This is a genomic window from Niallia sp. WK069_GA_01, from assembly GCF_983173855.1.
This window is the reverse complement of the sequence record NZ_OZ470138.1, coordinates 1732943-1755036: the sequence shown is the minus strand read 5'-3', so window position 1 is coordinate 1755036 and position 22094 is coordinate 1732943. Positions and strand designations below refer to the sequence as shown.

15 protein-coding genes and 1 other annotated feature are annotated in these 22094 nt (G+C 37.0%); of the genes, 3 read left to right on the top strand and 12 right to left on the bottom strand.

Annotated features, from left to right (window positions below):
• Window positions 1–55: 55 nt before the first annotated feature.
• Window positions 56–283: a binding site (T-box leader), on the bottom strand.
• An 851-nt stretch (window positions 284–1134) separates the two neighbouring features.
• On the top strand, window positions 1135–1326 hold the full coding sequence (locus AC5LWL_RS08225; RefSeq protein ID WP_493433856.1) for a YszA family small membrane protein: 192 nt from the start codon (window positions 1135–1137) through the stop codon (window positions 1324–1326).
• 81 nt (window positions 1327–1407) lie between these two features.
• On the opposite strand, the gene ysxE is transcribed toward AC5LWL_RS08225, so the two are convergent.
• From ysxE to hemA, 8 genes are all read right to left on the bottom strand, one after another.
• Entirely contained in the window at window positions 1408–2457 is a 1050-nt protein-coding gene (gene ysxE / locus AC5LWL_RS08220) for a spore coat protein YsxE (protein ID WP_493433855.1), read from the bottom strand.
• A gap of 345 nt (window positions 2458–2802) precedes the next feature.
• Entirely contained in the window at window positions 2803–4134 is a 1332-nt protein-coding gene (locus tag AC5LWL_RS08215) for a LysM peptidoglycan-binding domain-containing protein (protein ID WP_493433854.1), read from the bottom strand.
• A 314-nt stretch (window positions 4135–4448) separates the two neighbouring features.
• Window positions 4449–5738, bottom strand: a complete 1290-nt coding sequence (gene hemL, locus AC5LWL_RS08210) for a glutamate-1-semialdehyde 2,1-aminomutase (RefSeq protein ID WP_493433853.1) — start codon at window positions 5736–5738, stop codon at window positions 4449–4451.
• 17 nt (window positions 5739–5755) lie between these two features.
• On the bottom strand, window positions 5756–6727 hold the full coding sequence (hemB, locus tag AC5LWL_RS08205) for a porphobilinogen synthase (protein ID WP_493433852.1): 972 nt from the start codon (window positions 6725–6727) through the stop codon (window positions 5756–5758).
• Between the two features lie 17 nt (window positions 6728–6744).
• On the bottom strand, window positions 6745–7515 hold the full coding sequence (locus AC5LWL_RS08200; protein ID WP_493433851.1) for a uroporphyrinogen-III synthase: 771 nt from the start codon (window positions 7513–7515) through the stop codon (window positions 6745–6747).
• Window positions 7508–8443 (bottom strand): hydroxymethylbilane synthase, encoded by a 936-nt coding sequence (gene hemC / locus AC5LWL_RS08195; protein WP_493433850.1) that lies wholly within the window; start codon window positions 8441–8443, stop codon window positions 7508–7510. Before hemC ends, AC5LWL_RS08200 begins: the two co-directional genes overlap by 8 nt.
• A gap of 162 nt (window positions 8444–8605) precedes the next feature.
• On the bottom strand, window positions 8606–9430 hold the full coding sequence (locus tag AC5LWL_RS08190; RefSeq protein ID WP_493433849.1) for a cytochrome c biogenesis protein: 825 nt from the start codon (window positions 9428–9430) through the stop codon (window positions 8606–8608).
• 75 nt (window positions 9431–9505) lie between these two features.
• Complete coding sequence (hemA, locus tag AC5LWL_RS08185; RefSeq protein ID WP_493433848.1) at window positions 9506–10846, bottom strand: glutamyl-tRNA reductase; 1341 nt, start codon at window positions 10844–10846, stop codon at window positions 9506–9508.
• An 801-nt stretch (window positions 10847–11647) separates the two neighbouring features.
• Here hemA and AC5LWL_RS08180 point away from each other — a divergent pair.
• Both AC5LWL_RS08180 and AC5LWL_RS08175 read left to right on the top strand, forming a co-directional pair.
• On the top strand, window positions 11648–12871 hold the full coding sequence (locus tag AC5LWL_RS08180; protein WP_493433847.1) for an MFS transporter: 1224 nt from the start codon (window positions 11648–11650) through the stop codon (window positions 12869–12871).
• Window positions 12872–13343: 472 nt separating this feature from the next.
• Entirely contained in the window at window positions 13344–13829 is a 486-nt protein-coding gene (locus tag AC5LWL_RS08175) for a LiaI-LiaF-like domain-containing protein (RefSeq protein WP_493433846.1), read from the top strand.
• A 223-nt stretch (window positions 13830–14052) separates the two neighbouring features.
• Here AC5LWL_RS08175 and yihA read toward each other — a convergent pair whose 3' ends face one another.
• The 4 genes from yihA to clpX form a co-directional block, all read right to left on the bottom strand.
• Complete coding sequence (gene yihA / locus AC5LWL_RS08170) at window positions 14053–14637, bottom strand: ribosome biogenesis GTP-binding protein YihA/YsxC (RefSeq protein ID WP_493433845.1); 585 nt, start codon at window positions 14635–14637, stop codon at window positions 14053–14055.
• The gene (lon, locus tag AC5LWL_RS08165) at window positions 14634–16961 is read right to left on the bottom strand and encodes an endopeptidase La (protein ID WP_493433844.1); all 2328 of its coding nucleotides are present in this window, start codon (window positions 16959–16961) and stop codon (window positions 14634–14636) included. Before lon ends, yihA begins: the two co-directional genes overlap by 4 nt.
• Before the next feature lie 781 nt (window positions 16962–17742).
• Entirely contained in the window at window positions 17743–19410 is a 1668-nt protein-coding gene (gene lonB / locus AC5LWL_RS08160; protein WP_493433843.1) for an ATP-dependent protease LonB, read from the bottom strand.
• A 1366-nt stretch (window positions 19411–20776) separates the two neighbouring features.
• The gene (clpX, locus tag AC5LWL_RS08155) at window positions 20777–22042 is read right to left on the bottom strand and encodes an ATP-dependent protease ATP-binding subunit ClpX (protein WP_493433842.1); all 1266 of its coding nucleotides are present in this window, start codon (window positions 22040–22042) and stop codon (window positions 20777–20779) included.
• Window positions 22043–22094: the final 52 nt, after the last annotated feature.

The window sequence follows — 22094 nt, the reverse complement described above, 5'->3', positions numbered from 1 at the left end:
TCTATTTTTCCTGTTCAAAAGGATTTTTTTGCAAATAAAAAAACTCCAGTCGTCATAAAAGGACGAATGGAGTTTTGTTCGCGGTACCACCTTTTTTCCAATAAAAATCATTGGCTCTTTCAAGATGATATCGGATTCTCTCCGTCTCTCACTAATAAGTGCTACCGTTCGCAAAAGAAGCTCTAGGGCTACCTTCCAATAGGTTGAATGGAAATCTTTCAGCAACCGATTTCCTCTCTTTAAAACAACTAACCATTGTACTTCTCCCTGTCATCGCTATCAACATATATGTATATAAGTGCGTGTTCAAAAAGGAGGATAAAAAGGACCAAGAAGTTCAAGGCGGCTTCACTTTGAGCATCGTAGCGTATGGTATTGATACGTGAGAAGCGGAAAAGTGAAGCCAACGAAGAAATTCGACGTGTCATTTTTACCGGACTTTTTGAACAACCTATATAAGATATACTACCGAAAAAAAGTTATTTTCGTCAATAAGGATACCCGTTATTTTTAAAAATTATTCATTTATTTATTTTAAGTATATGAACCTACGATTAAAAAGTGCCATTTTTCTCAAGAAAACCCAACACACCCCCTCCTTAGACACACCCATGCAAACAAATTCGCACCATAGTACATGAAAAGAAGCAGCTTTCTATTTGTTTTATGGCTTGAGTTTAAAGCAGAGAGCAACCAGAATACAGGCAGACTCCTATGGGATTTGCGAGACAGGCGAGACCCGCAGGAGTTTACTCCGAGGAGGCTCACTGCCCGCCCCATGGAAAGCGAAGTGTATTCTGACTGCGGACCCGTTTGTGAGAACCAAAGCCTCTTCAGAATAGACACCCATGCAAACAAGTTCGCACCACCACGCATGAAAAGAAGTAATTTTTAGTACAGAGCAGATGGAATACACGCAGACTCCCGTGGGAATGCGAGAAAGACGAGACCCCGCAGCGCAGTGAGGAGGCTCGTAGATGAGCCCACAGGAAAGCGAAGTGTATTCCACCTGCGGAACCATCGAGAGAACCAAACCCTCTTTTCAAGATAGCATCTAGAAAAGAAACTCTAAAAGGTACTTTATAGGCTACCCTCACATATACTAGATGTAAAAGCGTTTAAGGAGGTATTCTTTTGAAAAAAAGATTTAATCCATACTCACTGCCGCCATGGTTGAGAACAGTTCGAAATGCCAGCGCAAAGTTTATTATTCCATTTTGCATCTTCCAAGGAATCCGCACCATGCTGCTGCCAACCACATTCGATGTCCTATTTCTTTCCCTGCTCATCGTACTTGCATTATCTATATACTTAGATATTATTTAAAACCCAAGGCTTTCGCGCACTTGGGTTTTCTAATTTCCCACTTTACTATATTGAACATAAACTAAAGACCCAAGATGCTTGTTAATCTTGAGTCTCTCCTTCTGCTTGAGCTTCCTGCTGCGCTTTTTTCTGCTTCTCTATTTCTTCTACCCTCATTACAATATATTCCGTATTCTTTAACAGCCAATAATTCCTTAACAGCTTTTGAGTAAATTTGCGTTCATTGTTCATATAATCTTCTTTCATATATCGTTCACAAACTTTAATAACAGGACCCGGGTGGGCTAAATAACTTAAAAATAATAACATTTCATCTGAGCGAAGTGGATAATAATTAAAATACGTATATAGCCAATCCATACAATCTTCATTTTGTTTTGGAGTTGTTTTTAAGGAGCGGGCTAAAAATGGCAATAAATCATGACTTGGGGGACCATATTTAGCATGTTCAAAATTGGCGAAATAACCATAGCCTTTTTCATCATAAAGGAAATGCTCTGGAGAAACTTTTCCATGAATAATAGATACTCTAGCTTTTTCATCCTCTTTTGTTTGTTCATACCATTCTTTTAATTTGTTTTCTGAGTATTTTAAAGCTTGCCTAATATCGTGATAATACATGCAAAACATTAATTCAAATGGCGACATATATTCTGTACTTTCACATTGCTCAATAAATCCATCTAAAAATTCTTGTTCTTTTTCCAACTCTAATAATGCATTTTCATAATGTTCTTGTCTATCTTCTTTTTCTATGGTAACTTCCTTTGACGATAATATATGAAGTCTTGCTAATTCTCGAAACATCTGCTGCTGCTTTTTAAAATAATTCTCCCGATCCTCATTTGGCAGCCATGGCATTAAATAATAAAGTTTTTGCTCATACAGAATAGCATATCTTCCATCCACCGTTGGAAAGATCGGAACAATCCGGTTATAGCCTTTTTGATATAATGTTCTAACATGCCTAATAAAATCAGATCCATTATGTGGATCAATCCCCTTTAAAGCAAAGGTTCCTTTACTACAGTAGATTTTTGTTATATGACCAAACTCCTCTACGAAATGCGGCTCTACTGCATAAGGCTTTAAAATGGGGGTATATTTTTTTATTGTGTTTTTTTCACTCATACGCTCCCACTCTTTCTAAAAAACGAACACTATTTTCCACTATTAACCTAACATTTTACGTCCTGAGAGAAGAACAAAAGAAAAACAGCCAAGCAGGGATGGCAGCCATACTTGCCTGTTTTTTTAGAGGTTGTTTAAAAAGTCCGGTAAAAATGACACGGCGAATTTCTTCGTTGTCTTACTTTTCCGCTTCTCACGTATTAACTAGAGGATCTTCCACTAAAAACGCTCACGTCCTGTGAGCAACGTTGAAGTCACCACATCCTGCGGAAGGCCGATGCTCAAAGTGAAGACGCCTCGAACTTCTTGGTCCTTTTTATCCTCCTTTTTGAACACGCACTATTATTACTTTTCAGCATATTTAACAGGAATATATAGCACCTGACCTTCATAAATATCCTGATTTGCTTCCATTTGATTTTCCTTTAAAATGCTATGAACTTGAATATTATAGCGCTCACTTAATTTTTCCAGTGTTTCTCCAGTTTGCACAATGCAAACTTTTATTTTTGTATGAGTTTCTTCCTCTTTTCTAGCAAAAAACTCTGTAAAGGTTAACGATTTTGTTTTTTTGAAAATGCCCTTTTTCTTTTTAGCATCCTTATCATTATGAGAAGATGATTCTTCTATCTCTTCTGCATCTTCCAAATCACCTTGATAAGAGGATTCTTCTAATTTTAATTCAGAAGAATCTTGTGGCGGCTTTTGAAAAACCTCATCAGCAGGGTACGTATCTTTTTGATTTCGGAATAATGCCACTTTCATTTCTTGTTCTTCTTTATTTACTTTATATGTTGGAATCTCTTGTTCATCCTTTACTGATTCAGAAAAAAACGGAACAATATTGTCTTCTGTTTCCTCTGCAACTCCAAAATCTTCCTCGGCCTCTGGTGACTTTCGCACTTCCACTTCAAATGGTTCATATAACTCGTTTCCATCTTCTGTTTCTTCACCAGCATGGCGAACTTCTTCCTCCAAAAGCGGACTTACTGCTTGAAAAGGGCTAACCGCAATCTCAATCGGCTCTTCCTCATAAAACTCCTCATCTTCTTCTGTATCTTCTTGCCCTCTGTACGCAAGTTCCACTTCTTCTGTATCTTCTTGCTCCCTATAAGCCAGTTCTACTTCTTCTATATCTTCCTGCTCTCTATAAGCAAGTTCTACATCTTCTTCTGCTTCTTCCTGCTCTCTATAAGCCAGTTCCGTTTCTTCTTCTATTTCATTGTCTTCCTGAATTTCTTGCTGTGCATCATTGGTTAATCCTGTAATAGATAAATCTGCTGTTAAATTCAAGCAGCTTCTTTCTGGAAATACATAATCAAATGTTTCCACTTGTACTTCCATATCATCCAGGCTAGTAATTCTTGTGATCGGAATTGTTATATCGACAGGAAAATGATGTAAAAATTCACAAACACCTTCTTCTCTCTCCATAACGGAATGCATTAATTTCGGAGCCTTAAAAACTTCCTCATCTTCTAATTGATTTTCTTGAGACCGAGTGTATTCTCCTGTTAATTCTAATGAACCTTGAATGGTAATATACTGATCGTTTTCTTGGATTGTTATATTCGGGTCAAGTGAAATAGAAAGCAAATCTTCTACTTCCTGTCCTTTTTGAAACCAGACTGACTCTTCCAATGAAAACCGTAAAGTAGACGAATTTTCTTGAGACAAAGCGACTCCTCCCTTCATTCCTTTTACGTTTATCACTATGTCAATTACAATTTATGAATGAAAAGTTCAATTTATGTTAGAATCTTCTTCTAATTAGTTAATTTTCATGAGTCTTCCCTGAAAAAAGGCGCTTTCCATGGCGCGGGCGCCGACCTCCTCGCTGTGTGAGCCTGTCCCACAATTTCCTTAAGAGTCTTCGGGTATTCTGACTGCTCCTGCTTGTAAATCTAAGAAACCTGCTTTTTTCATGTACCATATTGTAAATTTAGTTGCATGGATGTCTAACAAAAAAAATAAGAGGGGAAATTCCCCTCTTATTTTCTCAATTGTGAAAATGCTGTTTCTGCTGCTGTTATTGTTTTTTCGATTTCTTCATCTGTTAAGGTTGTGGATAAGAACATTCCTTCAAACTGGCTCGGGGGCAGGAATATGCCCTGTTCGAGCATGGCGTTGTAAAATTGGGCAAAATAATCTAAATTAGATGTTTTCGCACTCTCATAGTCTTTCACATCTTCATTGGTAAAGAAGAAGCCAATCATTGATCCTGCCCGATTAACGGTAAATGGAATATCATATTTTTTGGCTGCAGCATATAAACCAGCTTCCAGTTTATCCGCTTTGTGAACAAACATCGTATATGTCTCTTCTGACAGTTGAGATAATGTTTCATACCCTGCCGTCATTGCCAATGGATTACCTGATAATGTACCTGCTTGATAAATTGGACCGCTTGGTGCAATCTGATTCATAATTTCTGCTTTACCACCGTATGCTCCTACAGGAAGTCCGCCACCAATTACTTTTCCTAAGCAGGTTAAGTCTGGGGTAATGCCAAAATAGCCTTGTGCACAGCCATAGTCTACTCGGAAACCAGTCATTACTTCATCAAATATAAGCAATGCTCCATATTGGGTCGTAATATCACGCAGCCCTTGTAAAAATCCTGGTTTTGGCGGCACAACTCCCATATTCCCTGCAACTGGTTCGACAATAATACCAGCGATATCGTCTCCAAATGTTTCAAAAGCATAACGGATGCTTTCAAGGTCATTGTAAGCAACTGTAATTGTATTGGCAGCAACACCTTCTGGAACTCCTGGGCTGTCAGGCAACCCTAGTGTAGCAACACCTGAACCAGCTTTTATCAGCAAAGAATCGCCGTGTCCATGGTAGCAGCCCTCAAATTTAATTATTTTATTTCTGCCTGTATATCCACGAGCTAAACGTATGGCACTCATTGTTGCTTCTGTACCAGATGAAACCATACGGATGATTTCAATCGATGGTACTCGCTCTTTTACAAGTGCAGCAAGTTTGTTTTCTATTAAGGTCGGTGCACCAAAGCTTGTGCCAAGTTCTGCAACCTTTTTTATCCCTTCTACTACTTGATCATTAGCATGTCCTAAAATTAGTGGTCCCCAAGACAATACATAATCAATATATTCATTTTCGTCTAAATCATAAATTTTAGACCCTTTTCCTGATTGAATAAATACAGGATCTCTTTTTACTGATTTAAAAGCACGTACCGGACTGTTTACACCACCTGGCATTAACTGAACCGCTTCTTTAAAGGCTTCTTGTGACTTTTGATAGGAACGCATATATACCCCTCATTTCTTTATTGTTCTTTTAACCAGCGCGCAGCATCTTTTGCAAAATAAGTCATAATCAAATCTGCTCCTGCACGTTTCATTCCAACAAGCATTTCCATTACAATTCGTTGTTCATCAATCCAGCCATTTTGCGCTGCCGCTTTTACCATGCTGTACTCACCGCTTACGTTATAGACAACGATTGGAAGATGCAACTCATTTTTCATATCGCGAACAATATCTAAATATGGCAGACCAGGCTTAACAATAAGGAAATCTGCTCCCTCTGCTACATCTGATTCTGCTTCTCTTAGCGCCTCTAAACGGTTGGCAGGATCCATTTGATATGCTTTTCGATCTCCAAATTGTGGCGTGCTATCCGCCGCCTCGCGGAATGGACCATAAAAAGCAGAAGAATATTTTACTCCGTAAGACATTATTGGTATATCTAAATAGCCTGCTTTATCTAAGCCTTTACGGATTTCTGCAACAAAACCATCCATCATATTGGATGGTGCAATAATATCTGCACCCGCTTCCGCTTGGCTTACTGCCGTTTTCACAAGCAGTTCAAGCGATTCATCATTTAACACTTTTCCTTCTTCAACAATGCCGCAATGTCCATGACTTGTGTATTCACATAAACAAGTATCTGCAATAACTACGATTTCGGGATAATTCTTTTTGATAAAACGAATTGCTTCCTGGACAATTCCATGATCATGAAAGGCTTGTGTGCCACATTCATCTTTTTCCAATGGGATGCCAAATAAAAGAACGGACTTTATTCCAAGCTGTTGTACTTCATCCATTTCCTCTCCTAGACGATCTAAAGAATGATTAAATATACCGGGCATCGAGGAAATTTCCCGCTTAATATTCTCTCCTTCCGCTACAAAAATAGGGTAAATTAAATCTTCCGTATGTAAATATGTTTCTCTTACAAGTGCTCTCATGCTTGCAGATTGTCTAAGTCTGCGGTGGCGTTTAAATTCCATTGTCTTCAATCTCTCCTCTATCTGTTGATTGTTAAATAGTGAACTAAATCTTCCATCATGCTTTCAACCGTAAAAACTTCCGGCATCACATGGACGTTGATATGATAATAGTCTAACCTTTCTTTTGTAACAGGACCAATACAAACAACCATTAAATCGTCTATTTTGCTGTGCAAATCATATTTTTCCACAACAGACATAAAATGATCGACCGTTGATGTGCTAGTAAAAAAAAGAATATCAAGTTCTTTTGCACTTAACGCATTAGCGAGCAATTTTTCACTTTCCTTTGGAAAATACGTATGGTATACAATCGCTTCATCTATACAAGCACTTCTTTTTTTTAGATTGATAACAAGATAATCTCTTGCTAAATTTCCTTTTACAATTAGCACTTTTTCATTATTTCTTACAATCAAACTAAATTCTTCTACAAAGGTTTCAGCCACATATTCACTTGGGACAAAATCAGGTTTGTACCCGAATGATAACAGTGTCTTCGTTGTTTTCTCACCAATTACGGCTATTTTAGGGATTTTTCCTTCAAAACGATCCAGCTGATGAAAAAATGCCTGCACCCCATTGCTGCTTGTAAAAACAAACCAATCATAATAGCTTCCCTTGACGCATCTTGTTATTATTTCGGCAGAAAGTGGACATTCGCTAAATTCTAGTAAAGGAATTTCTACTGCTCTGCCGCCTAATGAGGCAACTTTTTCAGAAAGAGATGCTGCTTGTTTTTTGGAACGTGGAATCAGCACTGTTTTTCCAAAAAGCGGATCAGCCATCAATAATATTCTCCTCTTTTAACTGATCAATTAATTTTTTCGCCCCTTTTTTTGTTAAAACAGATGCAGCAAGCTCTCCGACATCCACTGGATTATTTCCACTTATTTTCTCTTTATAAACCGTTTTTCCGTCTGGCGATGTCACAAGTGCTGTTAAAACAACTTCCTTACCATCTAATTCTGCAAATCCAGCTATCGGAACTTGGCATCCTCCATCCATTTTATTCAGAAAGGCTCTTTCCGCATAAACGGTCCTTGTTGTCTCTTCACTAGATAGTTTGCTTAATAGCTCTAATACTTCCTTATCATCTTCTCTGCATTCAATAGCAAGTGCTCCTTGACCGACAGCCGGCAGACACACTTCCGGATCTAAAAATTCAGTTACCACATCACTTGTCCAACCCATTCTCGCTAAACCAGCAGCAGCCAAAATAATCGCGTCATAATCTTCTGTTTCTAGCTTCTTCAGGCGAGTGTCGATATTCCCACGAATCCATTTAATTTGCAAATCTGGTCGTTCTGCTAGAAGCTGTGCCCCTCTTCTTAAGCTGCTTGTTCCAATAACAGCCCCTTTTTTCAACTCTTTTAAAGGAATATGATTTTTACTAATTAGAGCATCTCGGTGATCTTCCCTCGGTGGAATGCAACCTATAATCAACCCAATTGGCAAAATTGCAGGCATATCTTTCATGCTATGTACGGCGATATCAATTTCTTTATTTAACATGGACTGCTCTATTTCTTTCACAAACAATCCTTTTCCGCCAACTTTCGAAAGGGTTACATCTAAAATAACATCCCCTTTTGTCACCACTTCTTTTACTTCAAACTCAAAAGACGGATCTAGTTTTTTGAGTTGTTCAATCACCCAATTTGTTTGTGTAATCGCTAATTTGCTTCTTCTTGAACCAACAATGATTTTCCTCATAAAACACCTCCAAAAAAATTTGAACCATAGCTTTTCCTAACAATACTTTCTTCCCTTTGCTGTTGGTATTAGCATAAAAGTTTCTTTGTATAAGAAAAGTAGTAAAGTACGCCCGCTTTTATGAACATATGTAATAGCTGTTCTCACACCTCTTTATTCCATTTAAAAGTGAAAAGCAGAAAAATTGCCGATTAAAAAAAAATTGATTAATACAATCAAAAAACTAACAATATTTAATTGAGCGATATTTTTCCCTCTTAGCTTTTTAGATACACGTAAATATAAGTAGCTACTGTATATTAATAATACGATAAATGAGCCAATGATTTTTGGATCATACCAAAAAAAGTCAGGTTTTTGAATAATTGCCCATTGAATGCCTAGAATTAGAGCGATTAAAAGAATCGGAACACTTATAACATTTAGAACATAAGAAATATGCTCAAGCCTCGCCAAATCTGGTATTCTTTTTAATCTTTTTCCCCATCGCTTCTTTTTTAGCAGATCAAATTGAATACAATATAGAAGGGAAAAAATAAAAGACAAGGAAAAAGCACCATAAGATAAAATAGCTGCAGTAATATGAATAAAAAGCAGTTCAGAAACGGCTTGTGCAGCAAGCTTTTCACTTTGCTCCCGAATAGGAGCAAACGTATGAATGGCCATAACGATAAAACCTAAAACATTCGTAAAAAAAGCAAAAAAGTCCACTTTTAACAAACGGTTTATCGCAAGGGATAAGGAAATCAATACCCATGTATAAAAATATAATCCTTCCATAATGCTTAGTACAGGGAATCGCCCAGTCTCCATCATATACAACCCCAAAAACGAGGTTTGCAATGCCCAAACAAATGAAAGTAACCAGAAAGCCGTTTTGTTTGCTTTCTGGTTATTATGCATAAAATCAAAAAAATAAAACAAAACAGAAAATGCATATAAAATAAGCATAAATTCATGAAGCCTTGTCATGTACATATCCTGCATATTTGCTTCCCCTTTAACAACACAATTCAAATGAAATGAAACGAACAACAATACAATTTAAAAGAAGCAGACCGCTTAGGGTTGTAAAGTTGTTTGAACAGAAGATCTATATACTTCCTTTTCTACTTTCGATGGCTGATCTTCTTGTAACATATCTTGCAATTGAAAGATTTTCACAAATAACGCTAACGATTTTTCCGCATCCTCTGTTGATGCTAGCTCCTTGACTTGGAGAATCGGGTCTTTCAATAGTTGATTAATAATACTTTTTGTATGCTTGTTTAACACTTTTTTATCCCGTTCACTTAGATGCGGCAGCTTTCTTTCCATGCTTTTCATTGTTTCAGATTGAATCGATAATGCTTTTTCGCGCAAAGAAGATATAACTGGTACAATTCCCAATAAATGCAGCCATTGATTAAATTCTACTATTTCCTCTTCAATCATCAGCATAATCTTGGCAGCTTCCTTTTTACGCTCCTGCATATTTGCTTCCACAATACCTTCCAAATCATCAATATCATAAAGAAACACGCTTTCGAATTCAGCTATATCCGGATCTAAATCTCTTGGAACAGCAATATCCACCATAAAAAGCGGCATTCCTTTGCGGATTTTTTCAATATTTTGCATCATCGTTTTTGTAATAACAAAAGTATTGGATCCTGTTGAACTGATAACGATATCTGCATCAATCAAAGCACATTGCAGCTCATTCAGCGGTTTTGCCTGCCCTTCAAAACGATCAGCCAATCCTTGTGCTTTTTCAAATGTGCGATTTATCACCGTCACATTTTTCGCGCCATTACTATATAGGTTCTCAATAGCTAATTCACCCATTTTTCCGGCGCCTAAAATAAGCACATTTTTATTTTCAATCGTTCCAAAGATTTTTTTTGCCAATTCCACTGCTGCATAACTAACAGAGACTGCATTTCCACCGATTTCTGTTTCCGTATGCGCTCTTTTTGCTAATGTAATAGCTTGTTTGAAAAGCTGATTAAAAACCGTTCCAACAGCACTGATTTTTTGGGCTTCCAAAAAACTAGTTCGTACTTGACCAAGTATTTGCGTTTCTCCTACAATCATAGAGTTTAATCCGCATGCTACTTGAAATAGATGGTTAATTGCACCTTCTTGTTCATACACAAATAAATATGGAACAAATTCATTTTGCTCCATCCCAAACCATTCTGATAAAAATTCTTTTATATAGTAACGACCAGTGTGTAATTGATCGACTACCGCATATATTTCTGTTCTATTGCATGTAGATAAAATGACATTCTCTAATAAACTCTTTTTATTTTGCAATTGATTCATCGCTTCCCCTATTTTGGATGAATCAAACGTTAAACGCTCGCGTATTTCTACTGGGGCCGTTTTATAATTAAGTCCAACAACCATTATATGCATAAGCTAAATGACACCCCTAACAATTCAAATAAACAGTAAGTTATTTATAATAATTCTAAATATGGATTTATTATAGCAGATTTTGATTATGAATGTATGGATAAAGTCTTCCTTATTTGTGAACAAATTGTGAAATCTTGTACAAGAATTTGAAAATAGCACTGCACTCTCGATTAACCCGCAAGCTACTTTGTGCTGTAAATTACTTCTTTTCATCACCATGGTGTAAATCTTTCTTAGCATGAATGTCTGAAAGGAATGAAAAGATAACATTTCTATCCTCTTTTGCAAAGTCGATAAAAACAATATTTAACCTTGCTCTTTTTCTACTTATGATAAAACCAAATCTATTACATTTTATCATAAGTAGCTTCCATTTTCCGCAACGATTTATTTCCAGCCAGATGATTCAACGCTATAGAAATTCTGCCGTTTCTGCATCCATACAAAGCCCTGCATCCAGTAAATGGCACTTTTTCTTCACCCTAAAATTATGAATGATAGGCTGTTTTATCAAAGCTGTTGTTTTTACCAAAAATAATAGAAAAGTACTTAGTTTCCTGCTAGTCTAACAGCAACTATCTTTTCGAAAAATAACCTAATAATATCATACCTTTTTTTCCCTTTTCTTACTCCTTTTATTCTGAGAATTTTTGATATTCCTCTTCTTTTTACACATGCTTTTAGTTTATTTCTTTAGTTTGAATCACTATCCAATTAAAAATCTAAGGTTGCAATTCTTTTTATATACCAATAAAATGTGAAGATGTCAGACATTATTTGCAACAAGGAGATTACGCGATGAAAAACAACTATATAAACACTGCCTCAAGCCTTTATATAAACTATTTATTGCTTGGCATGGTCAATATTATGCTTGCATCAAATATGTCTTATTTAATGAAACAGCTAAATACAGATCATGCAGGAATTAGTTATATTATTTCGGCGATTGGAATTGGCAAATTACTTTCTTATTCTCTTTCTGGCATCTTATCAGACAAATTTGGAAGAAAACCGCTTGTCCTGATTTCCGGGCTGATAATGGCCATATTTTTAGTAGGCATTCCACTAGCTCCAACCTATCAAATAGCATTTTTGTTTGCCATACTTGCCGGAGTTGCTAATTCCGCTATGGACGCTGGAACATATCCAGCACTTATTGAAATATTCCCTAAAGCAACAGGGTCTGCCAGTGTATTAATAAAAGCATTTATGTCAGCCGGAGCTGCTCTGCTTCCAATCATGATTGCCTTTTTTGCAAACCATGAATTTTTTTATGGTTATGCGTTTTTTGTGCCTGCAGCCATTTATCTTTTAAACACGCTGTTCTTATTTAAAAGATCATTTCCTAATCATAAGGTAGAAGATGCTCCGTTACTCGATACTACAACTGAAGTGGGGAAATTCCAATCGGAACCACGGTTCTGGAAGGAAGGGATTGCTCTTATTATCATGGGCTTTACTTCTACTTCGCTGTTTACCGTTTCGCAAATTTGGCTTCCAACCTTTGGACAAGAAGTAATTGGCATGAGCGCGGAAAGTTCTGTTAAGCTATTAAGTTTTTACAGCATTGGTGCCTTGCTTTCTGTTTTAGCATTATCCATTCTATTAAAGAAAATAATAAAACCGATTACTGTTGTAGTTGTTTATCCGATCATTACCTTTTTTTCAGTGCTCGTGTTATTATCCATTAAAGCACCAAGCATCGCTATTCTTGCTTCCTTTTTCTTAGGATTTTCCACAGCTGGCGTTTTCCAATTAACCATCACAATCATGACAGAATTATTTTGGAAAAAGAAGGGTTCCGTAACTGGACTTGTTGCAACAGCAGCCGGGTTAGCTTCCGTTCTATTGCCAATCGCTACTGGAATCATGTCAAAAACCGGGCATATTTCCATTATCTTTATATTTGACTCAGCTCTATCGATTGTTGGAGTTGCTGCTGCAGCTTTCGTTAACTATCGATATAGGAAAATAGTAAAAACTAAATCAGAAAATAAAATACAAATATCCGCATCTTAAATTTTTAAATCGCTGCCCCCTATGTGACAGCGATTTTTTATATAGACACTAAAAAGAAAGACAATACCAAGCAGCCGGAATACACGAAGACTCCTATGGGATTGCGAGACGAACGAGACCCCGCAGCGTAGCGAAGGGTATTCCACCTGCGGAACCTTTTTTCAGGGTAGCCATAATGTAAAACAACAAAAAAGGTTTTTACATTTTATAAAGGAGTACCTCCCTTTTATGTCGAAATGAATAATGACCAAAATCAGCTATACATTTCCTAACAAAAAGATAAAACAAGCAACACGTTTCTGCTTTATTTAGTTGAATCTTTTGATAGCTTTGTTAGAATAACTTATTGGACAGCTTCATCTGTCAAAAAAACCTCGCATACGTATTGAATGCATATACACAGCACAAAAGAGACCAGTTTCACCAATATATTTATAAGATTGCTGCTAAAGAAAGACAAACAGGAGGACTTATGAAAACACAAAAATTATTCTCTGGCATTATTTTAATTGGGTTTGGCTTATATTTTCTTTTAAAAGAGTATCCTATTCCATCCATTTCTTTTCTGTTAGTTTGGCCGACCTTGCTATTCATCATCGGCATTGCTTTTTTATTTCAAGGATATGGAGGAAAAGATTTTAGTTTCATTTTACCTGGCATAATTTTAACAGGATTTGGTCTTCATTTTCATTTAGTTCATAAACTATCGATATGGCCAGATCATGCTGGCACCTTTGTATTAATTATTGCATTAGGATTTATTCTTCAGCATCAAAAAACAGGGAAAGGAATGGTAAATGGCTTATTATTTCTGCTATTAGCATTTCTACTGTTGTTTTACCAAGACATCCTTAAAACAGTTGGCTTTTTAAAACTCAGTCCTGCAGCCATGAGAAAAATCATCCCTATCTTATTCCTGCTTGTTGGAGGATATTATTTAGTTTCTAGGAAAAAGTGATAACTAAGAATTAAGCATACGCTTTTAATCGGAATGGATTCTTATATTACTCTGTCAATATTCCTGCTGGACTGCGCCAGAGTATCCTCGTTGCCTTTATTGCTTTTTTTGCAGAACTCCTACATCCCTGCTTTAATCAAAAACAGTGCACATATCGCCCCCAAAACCAAAACAATAAAAATAGTGAGTGCCGTTTTTCAGCACTCACTATCTACATATGCACTTATTTAGCCAGATGTTGAAGCAAAGACCACACTTTATCTTTTCCTTCGCCCGTTTCTGAAGAGAATAAAATAAGGTAATCCTTCTCACTTAAATCGAATGTTTCTTTTGTAACTTTTAAATGCTTTTGCCATTGTGACTTTGATATTTTATCCGCTTTTGTCGCAATAATGACACAAGGAATATCATAATGCTTTAAAAAGTCATACATTAAAACATCATCTTTTGATGGAGCATGTCTAAGGTCGGTAATTAATATAACCGCTCTCAGCTGTTCTCTTGATGTGAAATACGTTTCCAGCATCTTTCCCCATGCTTCTCGTTCCTTCTTTGAAACTTTTGCGTAGCCATATCCTGGCACATCCACAAAATGAAGAATTTCATTAATTAAATAAAAATTTAATGTCTGTGTTTTACCAGGCTTAGACGAAATACGCGCTAACGCTTTTCTTCCAAGCATTTTATTAATAAAGGAGGATTTCCCTACATTTGATCTACCTGCCAACGCAAATTCTGGTATATTTGTTTCAGGATATTGATGTGGCTTTACAGCACTAATTACGATTTCTGCACTATTTACTTTCAAGAATTTACACTTCCGTTCAGAGCATGTTTTAATACTTCGTCTACATGAGATACAAGGATAAACTCAAGATCCTCACGTACACTTTCTGGAATATCTTCTATATCTTTTTCATTGTCTTTTGGCAAAATAATGGTCGTTAAACCTGCTCGATGGGCGCCTAATGATTTTTCCTTTAGCCCTCCGATCGGCAGCACTCTGCCTCTTAATGTTACTTCCCCTGTCATTCCAACCTCTTTTCTAATCGATTGACCCGATAAGGCGGAGACAAGTGCAGTAACCATGGTAATCCCTGCTGAAGGTCCATCTTTTGGTACTGCACCTTCTGGAACATGGATATGAATATCATTTTTTTCGTGAAATTTCGGATCAATGCCAAGCTCCTCTGATTTAGAACGAATATAACTAAATGCTGCTTGAGCAGATTCTTTCATCACATCGCCAAGTTTTCCTGTTAAAACCAACTTGCCTTTCCCAGGCGCTAATGATACTTCTATTTGAAGTGTGTCACCACCAACAGTAGTGTAAGCAAGCCCAGTTGCAACGCCCACTTGATCCTCTGATTCAGCCTGGCCAAATCGGAATTTCGGTTTACCCAGAAACTCTTCTACATTTTTGCTTGTAAGAATAATTTTTTTCTTGTCTCCTGTCACAATTATTTTCGCAGTTTTTCGGCAAATCGTGGCAAGTTGTCTTTCCAAGCTTCGTACGCCTGCTTCACGCGTATATAATCGGACAATTTTTTGAATGGCATCTTCTCTAATTTGAAGCTGCCCTTTTGTTAAACCGTGATCTTTAATTTGTTTGGTGAGTAGATGATCTTTTGCAATGTGTATTTTTTCAATCTCTGTATAACCAGCAATCGAAATGATTTCCATTCTATCTCTTAGAGGAGCAGGAATGGTAGCTAAATTATTGGCTGTAGCAATAAACATTACTTTGGAAAGATCATACGTTTCTTCAATATAATGATCACTAAAGCTATGATTTTGTTCCGGGTCCAATACTTCCAGCATAGCTGCTGAAGGATCTCCACGAAAATCATTAGACATTTTGTCAATTTCATCTAATAAAAATACTGGATTGATTGTTCCAGCTTTTTTCATTCCTTGAATGATTCTGCCAGGCATAGCTCCTACATACGTTCTGCGATGCCCTCGTATTTCAGACTCATCCCGAACGCCTCCAAGGGAAATGCGAACAAAATGACGATTAAGAGACTTTGCAATGGAACGAGCCAAACTAGTTTTCCCGACACCTGGAGGACCTGCTAAGCATAAAATTGGTCCTTTTAAGGATTTCGTTAAACTTTGTACCGCTAAATACTCTAATACTCGTTCTTTTACCTTTTCAAGCCCGTAATGGTCTTTATCTAATACTTTTTCCGCTTTGACAATATTTAGATCATCCTCTGTTTCTTTTGACCAAGGCAATGCAATTAACCATTCAATATAATTTCGAATAACCGAGCTCTCCGCAGAAGTTGACGGGATTTTTTCATAACGATCCAGTTCTTTTAAAGCAGTTGTTTTGATATGTTCTGGCATCCCAGCAGCTTCTATTTTTTCCGTAAGTGTGCTTACTTCTCCACTCTTGCCGTCTTTATCACCAAGCTCTTTTTGAATGGCTTTCATTTGTTCTCGTAAATAATATTCCTTTTGTGTTCTTTCCATTGATTTTTTCACACGCTGTCCAATTTTCTTTTCTAAGTTCAGGACTTCTTTTTCATTGTGAATAATATCAATCACATAATTAATTCTTTTTTTGTTTTCTAGTGTTTCTAAAATATGCTGTTTTTCTTTCAACTTAATTGGTAAGTGAGAAGAAATAATATCGGCCATTCTTCCTGGCTCTTCCATATCTGCAACTGTAGAATATGTTTCATTTGATATTTTCTTTGAAATTTTTATGTATTGCTCAAAGTATTGAAGCAATGTGCGCATTAATGCTTCGTCTTCCACATCCTTGGAAGTATCTTCTTCATATACATTTAAGCTCGCCGCAAAATATCCGTCTTCTTCTATTATTTCTTGAATTTCTGCTCTTTTAAGCCCCTCCACTAATACTCGAATTGTACCATTTGGCAGCTTTAACATTTGCTTCACTTTCGTTAGTGTACCTAATTTGTATAGATCCTCTTCAGAGGGATCATCCATATCCATATCCTTTTGCATGGTTAAAAAAATTAGATGGTCATCTACCATTGCTTTTTCAAGTGCCTGCACCGATTTTTCACGACCAACATCTAGATGTAAAACCATCGTTGGATAAACAAGCAAACCTCGAAGCGGCAGGAGGGGGACAATTGTATTATTCGTTTTCTCCATAACGTTGCACCTCCAGCAATAAAAAGTTCCTTTACATTTCTAATACTTTGTACAATTCTATCTTATTTATGAAAAAGTGTCTATTAACTAGAGTTATTATCCGTTTATACTGATTAGAACTTTTTCTTTTCTAAATACGACATCTGTTATCAAAAAATATCCTTACAATCTAAAGGTAGCCAATCATGTTTTTTATTGGACGACTTTTCAGTTTCAACATTTTAGCTTATAACTAATATTAGTATCTTAACAAACGGTCAGTAATATGTCTTGTGAACAAAAAAATTTTCCGCTAAAATAACGAATAAATAAAGGGGATACATAAGATTGTACTTAATTAGACAAGTGAAAAGGACATAATGTAACAAATAATTTTTATTATACAGATAAAAAAGCGGTTTCTTTTTAATAAAAGCTTAACTAACCTACATTTTACCCTACTCCATTATAAAGCATTTGCTCTGTTAGGAAAACGTTCCTTTCTATTTTTAATGGTTATAAAGGCATAAACGAAAACAAGCTTTAATTTTCACCATCGCAGGAAAATTAAAGCTTGTTTACTTACAGTGCGTGTTCAAAAAGGAGGATAAAAAGGATCGAAAAGTTCGAGGCGGTTTGCTCCCGAGCATCGGCCTTTCACAGGATGTGGTGACTTCCGCGTTGCTCACAGGACGTGAGCGCTTTTAGTGGAAGATCCTTTCGTTAAATACGTGAGAAGCAGAAAAGCAAACCAACGAAGAAATTCGATGTGTCATTTTTACCGGACTTTTTGAACAACTTCTTACATGCTTTTTTTCTTTGTTATATCAATTGCAGCTGGAATTATCTCGTCTTTTATATGCTCTTTAATTAAAGCATGATCTAGTACTTCTTTTAATGTGGTAACCGGAATTAATGTAATACCTTGTACTTCCTGTAATACAGATTGCATATTTTCTTGTGGAATAATTACTTTGTTTACGCCTGCCTTTTGCGCTGCTTTTACTTTTGCAAGCACCCCGCCGACAGGCTTCACTTTTCCATGAATACTTATTTCACCTGTCATTGCTACTTTATGGTCAATTGGAAATTTATAAATTGCTGAGTATATCCCGGAAGCCATTGATATTCCAGCAGAAGGACCATCTATGGGTATTCCACCTGGGAAGTTTACATGAATATCGTATTGGTCTGCCGGTACATTCATCGAACGAAGAACCGTAATGACATTTTCGATGGATCCTCTAGCCATACTTTTTCTTCTTATTGATTTCCCTTGTCCATTAATGCTCTCTTCTTCCACTATACCTGTTATATTAATGGATCCCTTCTCCTTGGCTGGTATAACGGTAACCTCTATTTCTAACAATGCACCAATATTCGTACCATATACAGCGAGACCATTTACAGAACCAATAGAAGACTCTTTGTTTATTTTTCTTTCCATACGAGGAATGAGCTGACTAGAATTAATAACCCATTCTAATTCTTCCTCTTTAATAAAGGTTCTATCTTCTCCGATTGCCAATCCAGCAGAGATTTGAATCATATTTACTGCTTCCCTGCCGTTTCTTGCATATTCTGCTAATATTTCTAATGATTGATCACTAATTCCCAATCTTACTTTATCAGCAGCTTTTTTGCCAATTTTCACTACTTCCTCTTTTGTTAATTCTCGGAAAAATACTTCCATACAGCGCGAACGAATAGCTGGCGGTATTTCATTAGGTGTTCTTGTTGTTGCCCCAACTAAACGAAAATCAGCAGGAAGACCATTTTGAAAAATATCGTGAATATGGGTTGGTATCTGCGTATTTTCTTCATTATAGTAGGCACTTTCAAGAAAAACTTTTCGGTCTTCCAGCACTTTCAACAGCTTGTTCATTTGCGTTGGATGAAGTTCACCGATTTCATCAATAAACAATACTCCACCATGTGCATTTGTGACAGCACCTTGCTTTGGCTGAGGTATTCCTGCTTGTCCCATTGCCCCAGCACCTTGATAAATGGGGTCATGAACAGATCCAATCAATGGATCAGCTATTCCTCTTTCATCGAACCTTGCTGTCGTTGCATCCAATTCTACAAAGACAGAATTTGTTTTAAAAGGAGACTTCTGATTCTTTTTTGATTCTTCTAAAACCAGTCTTGCGGCAGCTGTTTTTCCTACTCCAGGCGGCCCGTAGATAATAACATGTTGAGGATTAGGACCACAAAGAGCTGCCTTCAATGCTTTTATCCCATCTTCCTGCCCTACAATATCGGCAAAGCTTGTAGGACGAACCTTCTCAGACAAAGGTTCTGTCAGGGAAATGGCTCGCATTTTCCGCAATTGGTCCATTTCCTTTCTTGATTCTCGATCAATCGATACTTTTTGTGTTCTTTGGTTTTTCAGCAAATTCCAAAAATACAGTCCAATTATTATTCCAAAAAATAATTGGACAAATAAAGCTATCTCCGTCCAACTCATATAAATACCTCCCGAATATTATCATGCTGCTAAAAATTAGTATCTCCTTCCATGAGTTGGAATAAACAAGTTTTCTTGAAAAATAGAAGAAGTTTAAATAAGACTTTATTTTTTTAGACAATTCACCTAAATGTGCGTGTTCAAAGGAGAATAAAAAGGACCAAGAAGTTCAAGGCGGCTTTACTTTGAGCATCGCCCTTCCAAGGGATGTGGTGACTTCAACGTTGCTCACAGGACGTGAGCTTTTTTTTTGTTGAAGATCCTCTCGTTGGATACGTGAGAAGCCGAAAAGGGAAGTTAACGAAGAAATTCGACGCGTTATTTTTACCGGACTTTTTGAACAATCTTTAAAAAGCGGCGCGCACTTAAGTAGTCCGTAGTCGAATACATTTCGCTTTCCATGGGGCTGGCGCGGCTCATCCTCGTTTTACTGCATGGCCTCGTCTTTTTCACTTTTCCACGGGAGTCATCTTATAGTAGACGAGGTGAGGGAAGCGTTAAAATAGATAAAACGCTTACATAAGATGGCTAACTGACTTCAGAAAACATAAACTTTTGTTTGAAGCAAAACTATTTTGCGATTATTCCGCGGTTCTCCCAATTATTCCACATTTCTCTCAATTATTCCGCATTCCTCTCGATTATTCCGCATTCCTCTCGATTATTCCGCGTTCCTCTCGATTATTCCGCGTTCCTCCCATTTATTCCGCGGTTCTCTCAATTATTCCGCGTTCCTCCCGATTATTCCGCGTTTCTCTCAATTATTCCGCGTTCCTCCCGATTATTTCGCGTTTCTCTCGATTATTCCGCGGTTCTCTCGATTATTCCGCGTTCCTCTCAATAATTCCGCGTTTCTCTCAATAATTCCGCGTTCCTCTCAATTATTCCGCGTTCCTCCCAATTATTCCGCGTTTCTCCCAATTATTCCGCGCTCCTCCCAATTATTCCGCGTTCCTCTCGATTATTCCGCGCTCCCCTCGATTATTCCGCGTTTCTCCCAATTATTCCGCGTTCCTCTCGATTATTCCGCGTTCCTCTCAATAATTCCGCGTTCCTCTCAATAATTCCGCGTTCCTCCCGATTATTCCGCGTTCCTCTCAATAATTCCGCGTTCCTCCCGATTATTCCGCGTTCCTCCCAATAATTCCGCGTTCCTCTCGATTATTCCGCGTTCCTCTCGATTATTCCGCGCTCCTCTCGATTATTCCGCGCTCCTCTCGATTATTCCGCGTTCCTCCCAAACTCACTAGAGCTAAACACTTATCAAATTTCGTAAATTCTGTACTTTCTAATCTTGCGAAAAAAAGCCTTCCAATAAGTCGATTTTCTCGACTTATTGGAAGGCTCCAATTTGTTATAACTGTTGTTATGCAGATGTTTTTGTTTCTTTTTCGATTACCGTTCCATCTTCCAAAACAAGTTTTGGAGTAGCATTTTCTGATACGGTTTCTTTTGTAATAATACATTTCACAATATCATCACGAGAAGGCAAATCAAACATTACATCCAGCATAATGCCTTCAATAATCGATCTTAACCCACGAGCTCCCGTTTTTCTTTCGATTGCTTTTTTCGCGATTTCTTGAAGTGCTCCCTCTTCAAAATCTAACTCCACATTATCTAACTCAAGCATTTTTTTGTATTGTTTTGCTAAAGCATTTTTCGGTTTTGTTAGAATTTCTACTAACGCCTCTTCATCTAATTGGCCAAGACTAGCAATAACTGGTAAACGACCAATAAATTCTGGGATTAGTCCAAAACGAAGTAAGTCTTCTGGCAACACTTTTGATAAAAGATCTTTGTCTTCAATTTCAGCTTCTTTTGTATCTGAACCAAATCCAATTACTTTTTGACCAAGACGTCTTTTAATAATCGGTTCAATTCCATCAAAAGCTCCACCACAAATAAATAAAATATTTGTAGTATCGATTTGAATAAATTCTTGATGAGGATGTTTTCTTCCACCTTGTGGAGGAACACTTGCAACAGTACCTTCTAATATTTTTAATAGGGCTTGCTGCACACCTTCACCAGAAACATCTCTTGTAATAGACGGGTTTTCAGATTTACGGGCTACTTTATCAATTTCATCAATATAAATAATACCCTTTTCTGCTTTTTCCACATCATAATCTGCTGATTGGATCAGTTTAAGAAGAATATTTTCAACATCTTCTCCAACATAACCAGCTTCTGTTAAAGAAGTCGCATCTGCAATGGCAAACGGTACATTCAGAATTCTTGCAAGCGTCTGCGCAAGAAGTGTTTTCCCGCTTCCTGTAGGACCAATCATCGCAATATTACTTTTTGACAGTTCTACATCATCAATTTTGCTGTTAGAATTTATACGTTTATAATGATTGTACACTGCTACTGAAAGGGCTTTTTTTGCTTGATCCTGCCCTATTACATATTCGTCTAAAATATCACGAATTTCATTAGGTTTTGGTACATCTTTAAATTCTACTTCTTCATCTGTTCCAAGTTCTTCTTCAACAATTTCCGTGCACAATTCAATACATTCATCACAAATATACACACCTGGTCCAGCCACTAGCTTGCGAACTTGATCTTGTGTTTTGCCACAAAATGAACATTTTAATTGTCCCTTTTCATCATTAAATTTAAACATGTCTTCACCCCTTAAAAACTTCTTTGTATATGTTTATCCCTCGGATTAATTT

Coding starts and splice junctions, on each gene's coding strand:
- hemB (WP_493433852.1), bottom strand. CDS start 6,727: ATGGAATTTAAACGCCACCGCAGACTTAGACAATCTGCAAGCATGAGA.
- AC5LWL_RS08175 (WP_493433846.1), top strand. CDS start 13,344: ATGAAAACACAAAAATTATTCTCTGGCATTATTTTAATTGGGTTTGGC.
- lon (WP_493433844.1), bottom strand. CDS start 16,961: ATGGAGAAAACGAATAATACAATTGTCCCCCTCCTGCCGCTTCGAGGT.
- hemL (WP_493433853.1), bottom strand. CDS start 5,738: ATGCGTTCCTATCAAAAGTCACAAGAAGCCTTTAAAGAAGCGGTTCAG.
- clpX (WP_493433842.1), bottom strand. CDS start 22,042: ATGTTTAAATTTAATGATGAAAAGGGACAATTAAAATGTTCATTTTGT.
- AC5LWL_RS08190 (WP_493433849.1), bottom strand. CDS start 9,430: ATGCAGGATATGTACATGACAAGGCTTCATGAATTTATGCTTATTTTA.
- hemC (WP_493433850.1), bottom strand. CDS start 8,443: ATGAGGAAAATCATTGTTGGTTCAAGAAGAAGCAAATTAGCGATTACA.
- AC5LWL_RS08180 (WP_493433847.1), top strand. CDS start 11,648: ATGAAAAACAACTATATAAACACTGCCTCAAGCCTTTATATAAACTAT.
- hemA (WP_493433848.1), bottom strand. CDS start 10,846: ATGCATATAATGGTTGTTGGACTTAATTATAAAACGGCCCCAGTAGAA.
- lonB (WP_493433843.1), bottom strand. CDS start 19,410: ATGAGTTGGACGGAGATAGCTTTATTTGTCCAATTATTTTTTGGAATA.
- AC5LWL_RS08200 (WP_493433851.1), bottom strand. CDS start 7,515: ATGGCTGATCCGCTTTTTGGAAAAACAGTGCTGATTCCACGTTCCAAA.
- ysxE (WP_493433855.1), bottom strand. CDS start 2,457: ATGAGTGAAAAAAACACAATAAAAAAATATACCCCCATTTTAAAGCCT.